The following is a 14,442-nucleotide window of genomic DNA, read 5'->3' as shown; positions in this document are numbered from 1 at the left end:
AACAAGTCACAGGTTCAAATGGCAGTCGTGTTAACAGGCATAGAGATCTGCGAGGCTCTCAATGAACTCATCCAGCGCCTCACCAGGGTCCAGCATTAGGGCTCCGATGCTGCTGCGAGTCAGTGCCTCACCGGCTGCAGCGACCAACGAATGCAGCTGGCAGGGATCCACCATGCGCACACGCTCCTCTTCCTGATCAAAGACATAGATATCTCCCCCAGAGAGGGTGGCCAGCGTCCAGAACCCCAGACCTGCCACACGACGGCCCGGATCCAGCAACCCATTGGCCTCCAGAAATGCTTCGCCTCCCAGAATCGTCATCTCGCCGAAATCGAGACTGACAGAAGGAATGACACGTTCCACATAGTCCAGCAACAGACCACTGGGCCGCCGGCCCAGGCCATCCAGCCGATTCACCAGAACCGTATCCCCGAGGGCCACCCCGGATAAACCCATCCGCCGGATCAGACGCCGCAGGGATCGTTTCATGGTTGTTTCCGGTATTCCACACCTGGGGAGACCAACCTCTTCAAAGGCGCACCTTCGGCAGGTCGAGCCCGTGGGTGACGTGTTCTTGTGGTCATGGTCAGCCTGTTGGAGTTGCAGAACGGGCACAGGCCGCCGGAGGGATCCCGGGGCTCTGGGAGGGCTCGCTCTAGTTCTATGCAATAATCACAGATGCCGGGGGCGTTATGCGGTCATCAACAGTCCGGCACTGTGTCGCAGTTCGCTGGCGGGCTCCTCCTGGTTGCGGCGGGCCTTCCGGCGGGGCGGCCTGGCGGCCCCCTCCTCCATAAACGGACTGGCAAAATTGTCCGCCTCCCGCAGGCCTCCGATCATCCGCCCTTCCAGATGCGCCTGCATGGCATAGATGGATCTTCTGAAGATGTAACTCTGGTTGGCTCCCCCACGCGGCATGGAATGGAGCAGAGACTCTCCCATGAGCAGTTTACGCAGGCGAAGCGCCGGATGATCCAGCGCAAGTCCCGCTCCCGTACGAATGGCAGCCAGGAACTCACGGCACTTGTCGGAATCCACTTCGTGGTAAAGGACGGCTGCAGCCAGGAAGGACGCTTGGGAGATGCCTTTGACACTCTTCTCGCCCATCTGGTCCGTCACCGCCTCAATGGCCTCACGATGAGTTTCCAAAGCCAGTTTGACCACGCTGTCTGGAGGGGCCGTACCGCTGTTGCTCGCCACCACCCGGCGGGCCAGGCAGGTCGCGATCTCCACCCACTTGCGGTTGCGCACCTGGCCAGAGAGATAAAGCGCATCGAAGAGGCTCCGCCTCCTCTGGCGGTCCACTTTCTCCTGGGCGGCAGCAGGCAGTCCAGTGGTGACGATCATGGGCACGGTGCGGCGGGATTTAACGATGGCAGTCAGCCGGTGCTGGCCGTCCACCAGCCTCCCTTCGCAATCAAAACCCACCGCGGCAGGCGTCAGGCGCCACTCGTCATTGCGAATCTCCTCCACATACTTGTCCACCACCTGCTCGGACAGCTTTCTGTTTCTCAGGTTTCGCTCGAGCATGCGTCGGGCCATGTCTGGAGTGAGTTGCACTGCCACCGACGAGATGCCGGGGATGGTCTCCAAACAGTCGAGGCCGATGAGCCCGCCGGGAGAATTTGCGCGGGTGGGCAGTTGGGCCGGGTGGGTGGGTGCGGTCTGCATGACGGTCCTTGGGGTTCCGGTTATGGGTTGAAACTCATCCTCATCCGCTTCAGTCCCTGGCTTAAGGGTGCCTGAGGCGCCTCGTGAACACCCTGCACATACTTGGCAATTAATGCCATATTCTGATACAAAAGAGTCGTGAGCATGTCGTATCCAACCTATCTTTCAGGAAAAGTTGCGTAAGATCGTGCTCATCGGGATATTTAGTTTTCCGTAAAAACAAAATCATCCGTCTGCATACAGGATCACCCTTCAAAGCGTCGCGGGAGGCCCGTTTTCCTAGAACTTTGATGAAACAACCAAAAAATCTTTCTCACCCCTGCACGACCGGCTGAGCAGCTGGCAACAACCCTTACAATACATCGGTCGCTCCCGATCACTCCCTGGACAAATGCTTAGCGGGCCTCCCACCAGTTTGGTAGGAAGCCCGCTATAGAAGTCGAAAATGGACCGCCCGGGGCAATTTTCGCTACCGCCCGACTCGTGACCAGCCCGGTCAGATGGCAAAGGTGAGGAATGCGAGCCCCTTCACCAGCAGCGCCCAGATGAGCCAAAGCTGAGCCTTGCTGTACACCCGCTCGCCGCTGGTCTCCCGGGGGAGTTCGGGGTCGTGGCCATAGAGCCGCTGATGATTCTTGATCATGTACACTCCCGCCGCCAGGGTGAAAAACAGGCCCACACCGGCGATGATCTTGACGGGGAGGAAGGACAAGGCTGCTATCATGGGAGAAAGTGCCATACCCCCAGGCGTCCTGCCAGATACAGAAGCCCCAGTTTGCGGGGAATACAGACCCGGAATTCCCCGGGAAAACTGGCCAACACTCCTGGACGGCCAAACGTCGCCATCCAGACGTATTGCTCCATGGAGATACCCTCCAGCACCCCATGGCCCAGTTTCCTGACGAACAATCTGATGACGGCGAATTCGAGCGGCAGGATGATGCCTTTCGCTCCAAGGTAAGCACAAACGGCTCCACACCGCATCCTGTCGTCCGGGGGCGTTACCACCTTTATGTCTCTCTGGCCTGCCCTTGGGCACACCGGACGCTCATCGTGAGACACCTGCTGGGACTGGAGGACGCCGTGGGCGTGACCGTCGTGGATCCAGTGCGGGATGAGCGGGGCTGGGCCTTCCGGGAGGGTCCCGGCCACACGGCCGATCCCGTGAACGACTTCCAGTTCCTGTCTGAGGCCTACACAGCCACCGATCCCGGCTTTCAGGGCCGCGTCACCGTGCCTGTCCTCTGGGACCGGGAGCTTCGTCAGATCGTGAACAACTCTGAGGACGACATCTGCCGCATGTTTGCCACGGAGTTCCGTGAGCTCCAGCACACGGAGGTGGACCTTTTTCCGGCTGCCGTGGAGGAGGAGCAGAACGCCCTATCCGAGTTCATCTACCAGAACATCAACAACGGCGTGTATCGCGCCGGCTTCGCCAGCACCCAGAGCGCCTACGAGAGGGCCTTCCGGGAGCTGTTCACCGCGCTCGACCAGCTGGACGAGCACCTTGGCACACAGAGGTTCCTCTTTGGACCCAAGTTCGTGGAAACTGACTGGCGCCTGTTCTGCACCTTGATCCGCTTTGACCCCGTTTATCACGGGCATTTCAAGTGCAACCTGCGGCTCATCCGGAACTACCGCCATCTGTCAGGCTACCTGCGGGACCTGTACCAGCAGCCCGGCATCGCCGACACCGTCAACTTTGATCACATCAAGCGGCACTACTACATCACGCACGACGACATCAATCCCACCCGCATCGTGCCACGTGGCCCGGACCTGGCGTGGCTTGATGAGCCACCCGGCCGCGACTGACAAGTTCAAGGCAACAACAGCAGGCTCAGTGCAGAAAGTGCTGCGTGACGGACTCATGAACTTCGCTCTCTGCGTCCGTCTTCACCGTCGTGGCCATCGAGCCCAGCACGGCCAGGAAGAGGAACACCGGGATCAGGATCAAAAAGAGTGGCAGCAGCAGCAGCCCAATGAACGGGGCCAGGATCAACAGCAGAACGGCGATGATCGAATTTGTGGGCTGGGCCAGCCAGTGGAAGCACGGCGCAGTCACCTTCCGGAAAGGTTCGTAGAAGGGAGACTGTGAAAGCCAGCTTTCGATCGCGGAACGCCGTCGCTTGCGGGCCAGTTCGGCGGTGACGGCGGTCTTGACGGGCCCGGGCTCGGCCCCAGAATCTGCCCCTTCTTCGAGGGTTGCATTCATAGGATTCCTTTAATTGACCTCCACTCTACCAGAATCCCCCGCTGCCTGGCAAGCCCTGTAATAAGGGTGAAAACTCACCCACTGCTCCGCATAAAGAGGACCGATACCCCCAGCTTCCGCGAAGTCCGGTTATGGGTCCTCTCGCCTTCTTGTCCCTTCTTCGTACCGCAGCACGGGAGTGGATCGACGACGATGCCTCTCGTTTGAGCGCTGCCTTGGCGTACTACGCCACCTTTTCCACGGCCCCCCTTCTGATCATCTGCATCTCACTGGCGGGCTTTGTCTTTGGCGAGCAGGCGGCTCGGGGGCAGATCGTGGCGGAAATCTCCTCTCTGGCGGGTGCGGATGCCGGCCACTCCATCCAGGCATTCATTCTGGATGCGTGGCAGGAGGACAACAACGGCTGGAGGGCCCTGATCGGGGTGGCTGTGTTGCTCTTCGGTGCCACCCGGGTGTTTGGCGAGCTCAAAGGCGCCCTCAATACCATATGGGGAGTCATCCCCCGCCCGGGACGGCCAGTGTTCACGCTTCTGCGTGACCAGTTCCTGTCCTTTTCCATGGTGCTCGTCATTGGCTTCCTGCTGCTCACCTCCCTGCTGGTGAGCACTGCGGTCGCAGCAGCCACGCGCTACTTTGGCCAATGGGTTCCCATGCACCCGGAGCTCCTGGGATGGTGGGACATTGGCCTCTCGCTTGTAGTCATCAGCGTGCTGTTTGCGTTAATCCTGAAACTCCTGCCAGACGTGCATGTCGGCTGGGGGGATGTTTGGCTGGGAGCGGTGGTCACCGCGGGCTTGTTCAACATCGGGAAGCACGCCATCAGTGTCTATCTCGGCACCAGCGGCGTGGCCTCCAGCTACGGGGCGGCAGGCTCCATCGTCGTCTTCCTGCTCTGGGTGTACTACTCCTCATGCATCCTGTTTTACGGAGCGGAGTTCACCAAGTGCTATGCGCGCAAGTTCGGCTCCGGACTGGTGCCCAAGTCCCGCGCCATGACCGTGGCCGCCTCCGTGCTGGAGGAAATGGTGGCACAAGGGCTGCATGTTCCGAATCCGAAGCAGGGAGCCCCTCCGGCATCGATCAATCGATGAGGCCTGAAGGAGGCCTTCAGCCATCTTCAGGGAAATCCGTTCCCGGTACGCCATGAGCGCGTTGCGCGAGCATCACGGTTCCTGGAGGATTCTCCGCCTCAGCGCGATGCTGCAAGGCAGTGGTGATATGAAAGCCCTCCTTCTTTAGCTGGCTCAATCCCAGTGAGATGGCCAGCCGGCACACATTCTGCCGGGTGAGACCCGTCCTGCCTGCGGCGATATCGAGCGCACGCGATGTGTTCTGAGGGATGCGAAGATTGAATGTTGTCTGGTTTTTCATGGAACCTTTCTCCTTTCGAGCTTCATGTTGAAATCGTTGCTACACACCCCGGCGGTTGCCCACACCGGTCTTTTCCAGCAGTGCAATGCAGCCAAACTGCCAGCACCGCCCGATCTCCGGTGAAACTCTGACCCATTCCCCCATGAACAGTTCATACCCAGAACCGCAGACACCCCAGCCGATGCCGTCGGACCCCACCCCTGCGGAGCCGCTGCCAGCCCCGGAGCCTCCCGCTCCTTCGCCTGCCCCGCAGCCAGGAGACCCCTCCCCATCGGAACCGCCCTCGACTCCTCCGTTCGTTGCCTGAATCTCCATTCTCCCATGGACTCCGGCTCCAGCACATCCAACTCAGTGCCTGCTTCGCCCAAGAAGCTGGCCTACCTGAGCTACATGGGGGCAACCCTGCGCAGTTCTCTCTCAGAGATTGAGGCCGACATGGCCATCAACCGCCTGGAATCGGTGTCCGACTACGAGCAATGGCGACAGTTGGTGGAGAAGAAAAACGAATGGCACACCGACCGATTCCTCCTGCATCCCCAGCTTTTCGCGGCTGAATTTGAGGTGTACTACCACTCCGAGCTGCCGGAGATTCTGTCGAACTACGTGCGCAGCCAGGCACCGACTGCCGCTGAACTGCTCACGCCATCCAACATCCGGATAACCATGGAATCCCTCTCCAGTGAGAATTCCTCCTGGTGGCGCAGCCCTCGCCGTCAAAGCCTTTTTCTCGCGGAGTTGCTTGAGAAGCGATCCACTCTTCTGCAATCGCCATCCCCCCTGGCCTCTCTCCGCGATGGACTGCATCATTTCATGGCCAGCATGGCCGCGCACCTGCGCTCGTGGTGGTCCAAGGGCTCAGGTGGGCCGCGTGAGGTCTGACGGCTCTCCAAGAACTTCTCCCCACCACGCGAGGCCAAACACGCAAATGATGGGCTCTTGCGATTCAGAAGAAAGCGACACCTCCGTGAAATCAAAAGCATCCTCTCACGTTCCCCGCCGGGCGGAGCCCGCTCTGCCCTTCGAAGACGATCCCCCGGATCCTGTGGAAAGCCTGGTGGAAGATCTCAATCAGCAGGACTTCATGCCCTCGGGAGAGGAGACCATTTTGGAGGAGTATCCCGAGGTGTCACAAAATGCCCTTCTCATGGGCCACTCCTGGGATGAGGCCGGAGTGGAGAATGGGGACCGCATCGCTCGCATTCCTCTGGAGGACGAGATCAAATGCACCGAACTCCTCGTCAAAGGCGGCCTCGATGAAGCCGATGAAGAACTCCGGGAACTGGAAGAGGACGAGGAAATAGAACGCGAGCTCGAGTGAGCCGGGCGATCAGGCCAACCCGGGCTCTTTCAACGCCGGATTGAAGTACGTGCCTCCACTCCGGATGGTGTTGATGGCGTGAAGCAGCTCATCTGGCGAGGTGTTCTTGTTCACAAAACCGCGCGCCCCGGCCTTGTGGGCCTGCTCGGAATAGACCCTGCCTTCGTTCGTGGAAACAACCAGCACCTTCAGACTGCGGTGTTCCTGCAGCGCCTGACGCGCCAGTTCATAGCCGCTGCCGTCCGGCAGATTCACATCCACCACCAGAAGGTCTGGCAGCTCCCGTTGCAAGGCAGCCGCACCCTGGCGTACGTCCGGCGCACTCCAGGCAAAGGTAAGGCCGGGGGTGTCCTCGGCAATGCTGCGGAACACAGCACAAATGATGGAATGGTCATCCACCACAGCAATGGAAACAACGTGCTGGTCTAACGGGGGAAACGATGTGACGGGCATGTTCAAGTTCGTGGGGGCGGCGAAAGATCAGAGTCGCGACAAATGAGGATAAAAGCGAAAGTGGCTGGGCGGAGATCTTCGCACATGAGATGCGATCTCCATACGCCTTTTTGCTTCCGGATACGTCTGTGAGGATTGGCCCGCGTGCGAAAATCACGGTGCGCGGGAGTTCCGGGCAATGCCGGGCAGAATGCAAGGAATCGCCATCCTGCCCTGTCAAACAATCCACCCTTCACAGCCAGGACGTCGCCTTAACCGGGAAGGGTGAGATGCATCGGTACCAACGCCGGGGCACAGCACAACCCCTTAGGCAGCCTCCTGGCAGACGTAGGAGCGACCCAACTTGCGCACGGCGAGCTCAATTCTCGTCTTCACCGTGCCGAGCGGCAGGGAGAGCCTCGCAGCGATTTCCCGCTGGCTCAGCCCCTTGAAGAAGGTCAGACGCACGGCCACGCCCTGCTCTTTGGGCAGGTCCTGAATCAGACGGTTGAGCACGTCTTGAAGCTCATTCTGACGCACTTCCTGATCCACCACCGAGGTGGACTCCAGACGGTGCACTTCCGGGCGTGAGGCGGCTTCATAGCGGCTGGTGGCGCGCTGATAGGCTGAGAGCTGGCGCACGCGGTCGAGGGCGCGACGACGGGCAATGGTGATCAGCCAGCCCAAGAGTTTGCCCTTGTGGGAGGAGAAGGTGCCCGCGTGTTTCCAGACCTGGATAAAGACATCCTGCAGGACGTCATCGGAATCAGCTTCCACGCCCAGCACCCGGGTGATCACTCCGCGCAGCACCCCACGATGGCGGCGATACAGCTCTTCCAGTGCCTGCTGGGACTCCCCGTTGACGATCCGGTCCATGAGTTCCTCGTCAGTCAGCGCAACGAGATTCTCTGCCAGCGGGGAGGGAAAAAGGATGGTGTTCATGAGTGAGATGGAGAGGTGTTTGAGAGATTCGCGGCAGGACTGGATGTGCCCTGCCATGGTTATCCATCTCCCTTGCATTCTGCATACCACCTGCCCACTCAAAGAGTTAACACGCTCATTATGAACATGTTAAGCAATTCCATCATGGAACAACAAATCCCCTCCCCGGCCTGAAAATCATGCAAAAAGCACGCATTCGCCTATCTCACCATGCAAGATGCACGGCATGAACTCGGGGCTTAAAGGTCGGCGGCTATTTGGGGGGGGTAACATTTCAAGATCGCAGGCCACCCGTCAGTTGCGTGGGTGCAATTGCGCTCACTGCCGTCAATGCGGGATCTTTCTTCCGCAGGCGAGGTCGTCGCACCATGGGTGCAGTGGGCGGAGCCTCTGCGGGAGGGCGCAGACTCATCTGGGCTCCTGCGAGGTGAATCTCCACCACGGGTGAACCGGTGCGCAGATGCTGCAACAACCGGGACGCCACCGCCAGAGCCTGCGGGGCCGTCAGCAGAACCATCAGGGAATCATGCCCAGCTTGGGTCGCATCGTACCGGTGAAGGCTTTTCTTTCTCATGCAAAACCGCTTGTTGAAGTGGCCCTCTCTTCTATGGATTCGCCTGACACTTCCTGGACGGATGCTTTTCCCGCCCTTGGGCAGAGGCCGTTCTTTTCACGTGATAGCCTCCATGAGCCTGCATCGACTTGCCCTTGTTGCCGTTTTCAACCTCAGCTTTCTCCAGGCAAACGTCACTGGCGCAGAGCCAGACAAGGCTGCGCCAACCGCTGCGGTGCCTGAGAAGGGGAAAGCGTCAAAACTTCCGGCAAAGAACCCGCAGCGCGCCGTCCTGGAGACGGCAGGGATCGCGGCCTTCTGGGATTTTCGCGAGGATCAAGGAAACAAACGCATCTCCCTGGCCCCCGGTGCGCATGCCCTGGAGGAGATGGCCGGCCCCGTGGCCCGGGAGGCGGACGGACCTTTCGGCACCGCGCTTCACATCAAGTCCGGCCAGTGGCTGCGCATCCCGAGAGAACAGCTTGGTTCGTTGAACATACATGGTCCCAGAGCGCAGGTCACGGTCATGGCATGGGTAAGGCGGGAGCGACCTCACGCCTGGCAGGCCATCGCTGGAGTGTGGGACGAGTCCCGCAAGAAGCGGCAGTACTGCCTCTTTCTCAATGCCGCCTCCCGTACTGACCACCGGACCATGAAACGCAAACCGTGCAAAGACCTCTTCCAGGGCCATGTGTCCAGTGTGGGCGGACCTACGCCCGGAGAGGAGTTCTGCATCACCTACGCTTCCAGCGGGTCCGTGGTCCCCATGGAGGGGTGGCACAGCCTCACCCTCACCTATGATGCCAAAGAGGTGCGCCTGTACCTGGACGGCAAGTTTGACGCCTCCGAAGGCAGCAACCCCTTCCCCTATGCGGAGGGTCTCTTCGACGGCGGAGAGGATGGTGCCGAGTTCACCGTCGGCAGCGTGTCCGTGCGGGGCAAGCCGGGGAATTTCTTCGGCGGCCGGCTGGGAGGTCTCGCTGTCTTCCAGCGCGCCTTGGGCGCGGATGAGATCGCCACCCTCCATGCCGCCACCGCGCTCACAAAAGCACCAGAGTAAGGGACATTTTCATCGTCAGCACCGCCCGACCACCCCGTAAGTATCCAGCCTCCAATTCCGACACGACCATGAGCCCTATTACTTCCTCGAACCGCCGCCAGTTTCTCCGCCACACTGCTGCCCTCGCGGGAGCCGCTGCACTTCCCGCCTGGGGTCAGACCGCCCCCGCCGCAGGCACCCCAGACGCTCTGGCAGGCCGGCTCTACAAGACGCTCAAGATCGGCATGATCAAGGCAAACGGAAGCCTTACGGACAAGTTCAAGACCGCCCTTGCCGCAGGCTTCAAGGGCGTGGAGATGAACGCCCCCGGCATGGACGTGGCGGAAACCAAAAAGGCCATCGCGGAATCCGGCCTCGTTGTGGATGGCACCGTTTGCGGCAGCCACTGGGCCATCCGCCATACCAGCGCTGATGCGGCCACACGGTCCAAGGCCCTGGAGGATCTGAAGACCGCCCTCCGTGACACCCGCGCCGTGGGCGGACACTCCGTGCTGCTCGTCGCTGGCAAAGGCGAGGACGGCCCCGAGAATGAGATCTGGGCCCGCTCGGTCGAAAACATCGCCAAAGCCATTCCCATTGCCGCGGAGGAAGGCGTCACCATCGTCCTGGAAAACGTCTGGAACCAGTTCCTCTACGACCACAATGGTGGGTCCGATCAGACCGCCGACAAGTGGGCCAAGTATGTCGATGCCTTCAGCTCACCCTGGGTGGGCATGCAGTTCGACATCGGCAACCACTGGAAATACGGCAGCATGGGCGGCTGGATTCGCACCCTGGGCAAGCGGGTTTACAAACTCGATGTCAAAGGCTTCTCCCGCGCCCAGAACAAATTCACCCCCATCGGCCAGGGTGACATCGACTACGCGGACGTGCGCAAGGCCCTCCTCGAGATCAACTTCTATGGCTGGCTCGCAGCCGAAGTGGCAGGGGGCGATCAAGCCTACCTCAAAGGCGTGTCCGATGAGATGGACACGGCGTTCGGGCTGCGGGCCTGACGAAGCTCAAGCGAAGCCGCATCGCTTCGTTGTCAGCCTTCTGCCGGAGATTCCGCAAGCCAAACATTGTCTTGTACTCTGCAAGCCAAAAGAGTAAAACGGCCACGGAATCCCCGTCTCAAACAACCCTGACCCGATCCCAGCGATGAAACTTCCGTTCCTTACGCTTCTCTCCGCACTGACCCTTCCGTTCGTTGCCCATGCCGCAGATCTTTCCTCCGTCTTTGAGGGAGACGCCCCCAAGCGAGCCAGGTTGAAAGACCTTCAGGACAGCGCCACGCCGCCGGAGATCAAGCTCAAGAGCTGGGAGAACTCCAAGCCCCTGACGCTGGCGGATCTGAAGGGCAAGATCATCGTTCTCGACTTCTGGGCCACTTGGTGCGGCCCCTGCATTTCCAGTATTCCGCACGCGAATGAGATCCATAAGAAGTACGCCAACGACGTGGTCTTCATCGGCGTGTGCCACCCGGAAGGGGCTGAGAAAATGCGCGAGACCGTGAAGGAGAAGGGCATCCTCTATCCTGTGGCCGTCGATACCGGCGGCAAGGCTGGCAAAGACTATGCCGTCAACGGCTACCCCGACTACTACATCATCGACCGCACTGGCAAACTGGTGGTGGCCGATTGCTCGAACTCCAAGGTGGAAGAAGCCCTGGAGATCCTGCTGAAGAAGTAGTCATCATGCCTTGATGGGAGCGATGGCCGGAGGACAATTCGTCCAGCCAATCTTTGCGTGAAGCCGTATCCTTCTGGTGGGACCCACGGTCCTGCACGCATCCTCCGTCACGTCATGGACATCGATCACGACTCCGCATCCCACCGGTTCTCCCTGGAAGAATCCGGCCATACCTCCGTGCTGGACTATGAGCTGGATGGCCGCCAGATGACGATCACCCACACCTACGTCCCCGGTGAGCTGCGTGGCCGGGGCATTGCCGCCGAGCTGGTGCAGGAGGCCCTGGAGCATGCCCGTGAGCAGGGGTGGACCGTGGTTCCGCAGTGCAGCTATGTCGCGGCCTACATGGCCCGGCACAAGGAGTACAGCGACCTTCTCTGAGAGACAGAGAGGATTCTCGCCCCCCGAAAAGTCGGGGGTGAGCTGGAGCCGTCCCTTTGCACAATCACGCCCGCGTGGTCCGTATCGGGAGACTGCCCTGATTCGTTGCTCCATCCTCCATGCGCTCCCCGTTGCTTCCAGCCGTCCTGCTCGCTTCACTCTGCCCCGCCCTACTGCCTGGGCCTGTCCACGCGGCCCCGCCCGACTACCGCTTCAAGGTGGAGACCCTGTTTGAAGACATCGCCCAGCCCATGGAGATCGAGCTGGCCCCGGACGGCAGGCTGTTCTTCAACGAGTACAAAGGCACGCTCAAGATCTACTCTCCCGCCACCCGACAGCTCACCCAGGCCGGTGCCCTGCAGGTTTTCAACGGGCAGGAGAACGGCTTTCTGGGATTCGCGCTGGACCCCAAGTTCGCGGAAAACGGCTGGATCTACTGCCTGTACTCGCCCAAGGACTTTGACGGCCAGCAGCTCAGCCGCTTCACCCTCACGGGTGATGCCCTGGACCTCGCGAGTGAAAAGGTCATTCTGAGGTTCGCGGAACAACGCAAGGAGTGCTGCCACCATGCAGGCTCGGTCGAGTTTGGCCCGGATGGCTGCCTCTATTTCTCCACCGGTGACAACACTCACCCCCATGGCGACTCCCAAGGCTACGCCCCGCTGGATGAGCGTCCGGACCGCTCCCCGTGGGATGCGCAAAAGTCTGCGGCCAACACCAATGTGCTCAATGGCAAGATCAACCGCATTCGCGTGAAGCCGGATGGCACCTACGAGATTCCGCAGGGCAATCTCTTCCAGCCCGGCACTCCGAACACCCGCCCGGAAATCTATGTCATGGGGTGTCGCAACCCCTGGCGCATGTCGATTGATGACCAGTCAGGCTTTGTTTACTGGGGCGAGGTCGGCCCCGACGCTGGCAACGACGGGCCGCGGGGGCCCCGCGGGTACGATGAAATCAACCAGGCGCGCCGTGCCGGCAACTTCGGCTGGCCCTACTTCATCGCCAACAACTTCCCCTACCAACACTACGACTACACCACCAAGACGGTGGGCGCGCCCTTCGATCCCGCCCGCCCGGTGAATGCAGGAGTGAACAACACGGGGCTGCGCGATCTCCCACCCGCCCAGCCAGCCATGATCTACTGGCCGTACCGCGAGCCCCGGGAATTTGTCGAGATGGGAGAAGGAGGCCGCACAGCCTGCGCCGGCCCGGTCTTCCACTGGCAGCCAGCATTTGAGAAGACCGCCGGTTTCCCCAAGCACTTTGACGGGTGGCTGCTCTTCTGGGACTGGGAGCGCCCCACCATCCGCTGGGCGCGCCTGGACAAGGACTCCAACTTCCTCGGGATCGAGCCCTTTACCGGAGCCGTCGTCACCGCCAACAAACCGGAGGCCATCGACAAGGTACAACCACAGATCGCTGGTGGAGCCACACTGATGAAACGCCCCGTGGATGCCGTCTTCGGTGCCGATGGCTGCCTCTACATCATGGACTATGGTGAGACCTGGGGAGCCAACAAGGATTCCCGCATGCTGAAGATCAGCTACCTCCGTGGCAACCTGCCTCCGCTCGCCCGGGCCTCCGCCGCCCCCTCATCGGGAAGGGAACCCCTCACTGTCCGCCTGAGCAGCGCCGGATCCAAAGACCACGAAGGGGACGCGCTGAAGCATGAATGGCGGCTGCTTCCCGAAGCCAGGGTGATTTCATCCAACCCCGACGCTGAAATCCGAATCGACCAGCCCGGCAACTATCAGGCTGAACTCCGCGTCACAGACTCTCACGGCGCCACAGGATCCGCCACCGTCTCCTTCCTCGTTGGGAACACCCAGCCCACCGTGCAGTTTGACTCCCCGCAGTCGGGTGATTTTTTTGATCCCGGCAAGCCCGTCAGCTATCAGGTCAGTGCTTCAGATGTTGAGGACGGCACTTCTTCTGCCAAGCCAGACGAGTTCGGAATCCGCACGCTGGTCAGCAGCCTGTTTCTGGACGCCTCGGGCAAGAAGCAGGCTTCTGATCCCGGCCTGGCCCTCATGAAGAGCAGCGACTGCTTCAACTGCCACGGCGTGGAGCAGAAGATTGTCGGCCCGGGGTTGTTGGAAATAGCGGAACGGTATCGCGGCCAGCCCGCCGCGTTGGAGACAGCGGTGAATCGTGTCCGGCAAGGCAGCACCAGCGTCTGGGGGCCGCTTCCCATGCTGCCCCACCCTCAGCACACCACGGATGAAGTCACGATCATGCTGCGCTGGGTCTTTGGCCTGGAGAAGGGCAAGGGCGGCCCCACCCTCACCCGTGGCTTGAGCGGCACCGCCACTGCCCCCAAGGCAGGCACGCCGGGCCAGTTCGTCCTGGAAGCCGCCTATACGGACGCGGGCCGGGCTCCGGCCGGTACGCTCACTGGCAAGGCCAGCGTCGCCCTCCGGACCCGCCGCTGGGAGGCGGAGGACGGCGACGTCAATGGCCCCCGGGTCAGTGGCAACGGCAGCGCCAGTGGCAAGAAGGTCATCGGATCCATCAATGACAAGCAGACCGTCCGCTTCGAACACGTCAATCTCGCGCAGGTCGGCGGATTCACGGTCCGTGCCTCGTCAGGCAATATCGGTGGTGTGGTGGAACTCCGTGCCGGGAGCCCGGACGGGCAGCTTTTGGGGAAGGTGGAAGTGCCCAACACAGGTGGCTGGGACAAGTGGATCGAGCCCACCACCCGTTTTGCCAGTCCGCTGGAGGGCCGCACCGATGTGTTCGCCGTCTTCGTGAATCCCGGCAAGGGAGGCCTCATGAACTTGGACTGGGTCCAGTTTGATCCGCGCTGATTCCGCCAGTACGTT

At 60.9% G+C, this 14,442-nt stretch carries 18 protein-coding genes; 9 read left to right on the top strand and 9 right to left on the bottom strand.

The window, feature by feature from the left end; genetic code table 11:
• Window positions 1-30 precede the first annotated feature (30 nt).
• The 3 genes from BV034_RS10550 to BV034_RS10540 form a co-directional block, all read right to left on the bottom strand.
• Entirely contained in the window at window positions 31-489 is a 459-nt protein-coding gene (locus tag BV034_RS10550) for a hypothetical protein (RefSeq protein ID WP_050026781.1), read from the bottom strand.
• A gap of 201 nt (window positions 490-690) precedes the next feature.
• The gene (locus tag BV034_RS10545) at window positions 691-1,671 is read right to left on the bottom strand and encodes a hypothetical protein (protein ID WP_050026778.1); all 981 of its coding nucleotides are present in this window, start codon (window positions 1,669-1,671) and stop codon (window positions 691-693) included.
• A 496-nt stretch (window positions 1,672-2,167) separates the two neighbouring features.
• Window positions 2,168-2,395, bottom strand: coding sequence for a hypothetical protein (locus BV034_RS10540; RefSeq protein WP_050026776.1), 228 nt, complete (start codon window positions 2,393-2,395; stop codon window positions 2,168-2,170).
• A gap of 161 nt (window positions 2,396-2,556) precedes the next feature.
• Here BV034_RS10540 and BV034_RS10535 point away from each other — a divergent pair, with 161 nt between their 5' ends.
• Entirely contained in the window at window positions 2,557-3,486 is a 930-nt protein-coding gene (locus BV034_RS10535; RefSeq protein WP_050026774.1) for a glutathione S-transferase family protein, read from the top strand.
• Window positions 3,487-3,511: 25 nt separating this feature from the next.
• On the opposite strand, the gene BV034_RS10530 is transcribed toward BV034_RS10535, so the two are convergent.
• Window positions 3,512-3,886 (bottom strand): hypothetical protein, encoded by a 375-nt coding sequence (locus BV034_RS10530; protein WP_050026772.1) that lies wholly within the window; start codon window positions 3,884-3,886, stop codon window positions 3,512-3,514.
• A 149-nt stretch (window positions 3,887-4,035) separates the two neighbouring features.
• On the opposite strand from BV034_RS10530, the gene BV034_RS10525 reads away from it, so the two are divergent.
• Entirely contained in the window at window positions 4,036-4,977 is a 942-nt protein-coding gene (locus BV034_RS10525) for a YihY/virulence factor BrkB family protein (protein ID WP_265592849.1), read from the top strand.
• Between the two features lie 16 nt (window positions 4,978-4,993).
• On the opposite strand, the gene BV034_RS10520 is transcribed toward BV034_RS10525, so the two are convergent.
• Both BV034_RS10520 and BV034_RS10515 read right to left on the bottom strand, forming a co-directional pair.
• Complete coding sequence (locus tag BV034_RS10520) at window positions 4,994-5,257, bottom strand: hypothetical protein (protein ID WP_050026769.1); 264 nt, start codon at window positions 5,255-5,257, stop codon at window positions 4,994-4,996.
• Between the two features lie 39 nt (window positions 5,258-5,296).
• A complete protein-coding gene (locus BV034_RS10515; protein WP_050026766.1) occupies window positions 5,297-5,572 on the bottom strand; it encodes a hypothetical protein in 276 nt (91 codons plus the stop codon).
• 6 nt (window positions 5,573-5,578) lie between these two features.
• On the opposite strand from BV034_RS10515, the gene BV034_RS10510 reads away from it, so the two are divergent.
• Window positions 5,579-6,136, top strand: a complete 558-nt coding sequence (locus BV034_RS10510) for a hypothetical protein (protein WP_050026764.1) — start codon at window positions 5,579-5,581, stop codon at window positions 6,134-6,136.
• 85 nt (window positions 6,137-6,221) lie between these two features.
• Complete coding sequence (locus BV034_RS10505; RefSeq protein ID WP_265592848.1) at window positions 6,222-6,575, top strand: hypothetical protein; 354 nt, start codon at window positions 6,222-6,224, stop codon at window positions 6,573-6,575.
• 9 nt (window positions 6,576-6,584) lie between these two features.
• Here BV034_RS10505 and BV034_RS10500 read toward each other — a convergent pair whose 3' ends face one another.
• From BV034_RS10500 to BV034_RS10490, 3 genes are all read right to left on the bottom strand, one after another.
• Window positions 6,585-7,028, bottom strand: coding sequence for a response regulator transcription factor (locus tag BV034_RS10500; protein ID WP_081887715.1), 444 nt, complete (start codon window positions 7,026-7,028; stop codon window positions 6,585-6,587).
• A gap of 306 nt (window positions 7,029-7,334) precedes the next feature.
• Window positions 7,335-7,949 (bottom strand): sigma-70 family RNA polymerase sigma factor, encoded by a 615-nt coding sequence (locus BV034_RS10495; RefSeq protein WP_081887724.1) that lies wholly within the window; start codon window positions 7,947-7,949, stop codon window positions 7,335-7,337.
• A 274-nt stretch (window positions 7,950-8,223) separates the two neighbouring features.
• A complete protein-coding gene (locus tag BV034_RS10490; protein WP_050026755.1) occupies window positions 8,224-8,523 on the bottom strand; it encodes a hypothetical protein in 300 nt (99 codons plus the stop codon).
• A gap of 112 nt (window positions 8,524-8,635) precedes the next feature.
• Here BV034_RS10490 and BV034_RS10485 point away from each other — a divergent pair, with 112 nt between their 5' ends.
• The 5 genes from BV034_RS10485 to BV034_RS10465 all read left to right on the top strand — a co-directional run bounded on the left by BV034_RS10485 (window position 8,636) and on the right by BV034_RS10465 (window position 14,427).
• Window positions 8,636-9,562: a LamG-like jellyroll fold domain-containing protein gene (locus BV034_RS10485; RefSeq protein ID WP_050026753.1), complete on the top strand. Its 927-nt coding sequence runs from the start codon at window positions 8,636-8,638 to the stop codon at window positions 9,560-9,562.
• Window positions 9,563-9,630: 68 nt separating this feature from the next.
• Window positions 9,631-10,557: a sugar phosphate isomerase/epimerase family protein gene (locus BV034_RS10480; protein ID WP_050026752.1), complete on the top strand. Its 927-nt coding sequence runs from the start codon at window positions 9,631-9,633 to the stop codon at window positions 10,555-10,557.
• Between the two features lie 145 nt (window positions 10,558-10,702).
• Entirely contained in the window at window positions 10,703-11,233 is a 531-nt protein-coding gene (locus BV034_RS10475) for a TlpA disulfide reductase family protein (RefSeq protein ID WP_050026750.1), read from the top strand.
• A 114-nt stretch (window positions 11,234-11,347) separates the two neighbouring features.
• A complete protein-coding gene (locus tag BV034_RS10470; RefSeq protein ID WP_050026749.1) occupies window positions 11,348-11,614 on the top strand; it encodes a GNAT family N-acetyltransferase in 267 nt (88 codons plus the stop codon).
• A 119-nt stretch (window positions 11,615-11,733) separates the two neighbouring features.
• Complete coding sequence (locus BV034_RS10465; protein ID WP_050026748.1) at window positions 11,734-14,427, top strand: PQQ-dependent sugar dehydrogenase; 2,694 nt, start codon at window positions 11,734-11,736, stop codon at window positions 14,425-14,427.
• The last annotated feature ends 15 nt before the right edge of the window (window positions 14,428-14,442 follow it).

Source organism: Verrucomicrobium sp. BvORR034 (assembly GCF_000739635.1).
Taxonomy (GTDB): domain Bacteria; phylum Verrucomicrobiota; class Verrucomicrobiia; order Verrucomicrobiales; family Verrucomicrobiaceae; genus Verrucomicrobium.
The sequence above is the reverse complement of the archived record's forward strand: the minus strand, read 5'-3'. Positions and strand labels throughout refer to the sequence as shown.

Coding starts and splice junctions, on each gene's coding strand:
- BV034_RS10520 (WP_050026769.1), bottom strand. CDS start 5,257: ATGAAAAACCAGACAACATTCAATCTTCGCATCCCTCAGAACACATCG.
- BV034_RS10495 (WP_081887724.1), bottom strand. CDS start 7,949: ATGAACACCATCCTTTTTCCCTCCCCGCTGGCAGAGAATCTCGTTGCG.
- BV034_RS10500 (WP_081887715.1), bottom strand. CDS start 7,028: ATGCCCGTCACATCGTTTCCCCCGTTAGACCAGCACGTTGTTTCCATT.
- BV034_RS10485 (WP_050026753.1), top strand. CDS start 8,636: ATGAGCCTGCATCGACTTGCCCTTGTTGCCGTTTTCAACCTCAGCTTT.
- BV034_RS10515 (WP_050026766.1), bottom strand. CDS start 5,572: ATGGAGATTCAGGCAACGAACGGAGGAGTCGAGGGCGGTTCCGATGGG.
- BV034_RS10550 (WP_050026781.1), bottom strand. CDS start 489: ATGAAACGATCCCTGCGGCGTCTGATCCGGCGGATGGGTTTATCCGGG.
- BV034_RS10490 (WP_050026755.1), bottom strand. CDS start 8,523: ATGAGAAAGAAAAGCCTTCACCGGTACGATGCGACCCAAGCTGGGCAT.
- BV034_RS10470 (WP_050026749.1), top strand. CDS start 11,348: ATGGACATCGATCACGACTCCGCATCCCACCGGTTCTCCCTGGAAGAA.
- BV034_RS10475 (WP_050026750.1), top strand. CDS start 10,703: ATGAAACTTCCGTTCCTTACGCTTCTCTCCGCACTGACCCTTCCGTTC.
- BV034_RS10535 (WP_050026774.1), top strand. CDS start 2,557: ATGGCCCAGTTTCCTGACGAACAATCTGATGACGGCGAATTCGAGCGG.
- BV034_RS10510 (WP_050026764.1), top strand. CDS start 5,579: ATGGACTCCGGCTCCAGCACATCCAACTCAGTGCCTGCTTCGCCCAAG.
- BV034_RS10465 (WP_050026748.1), top strand. CDS start 11,734: ATGCGCTCCCCGTTGCTTCCAGCCGTCCTGCTCGCTTCACTCTGCCCC.
- BV034_RS10540 (WP_050026776.1), bottom strand. CDS start 2,395: ATGATAGCAGCCTTGTCCTTCCTCCCCGTCAAGATCATCGCCGGTGTG.
- BV034_RS10480 (WP_050026752.1), top strand. CDS start 9,631: ATGAGCCCTATTACTTCCTCGAACCGCCGCCAGTTTCTCCGCCACACT.
- BV034_RS10530 (WP_050026772.1), bottom strand. CDS start 3,886: ATGAATGCAACCCTCGAAGAAGGGGCAGATTCTGGGGCCGAGCCCGGG.
- BV034_RS10545 (WP_050026778.1), bottom strand. CDS start 1,671: ATGCAGACCGCACCCACCCACCCGGCCCAACTGCCCACCCGCGCAAAT.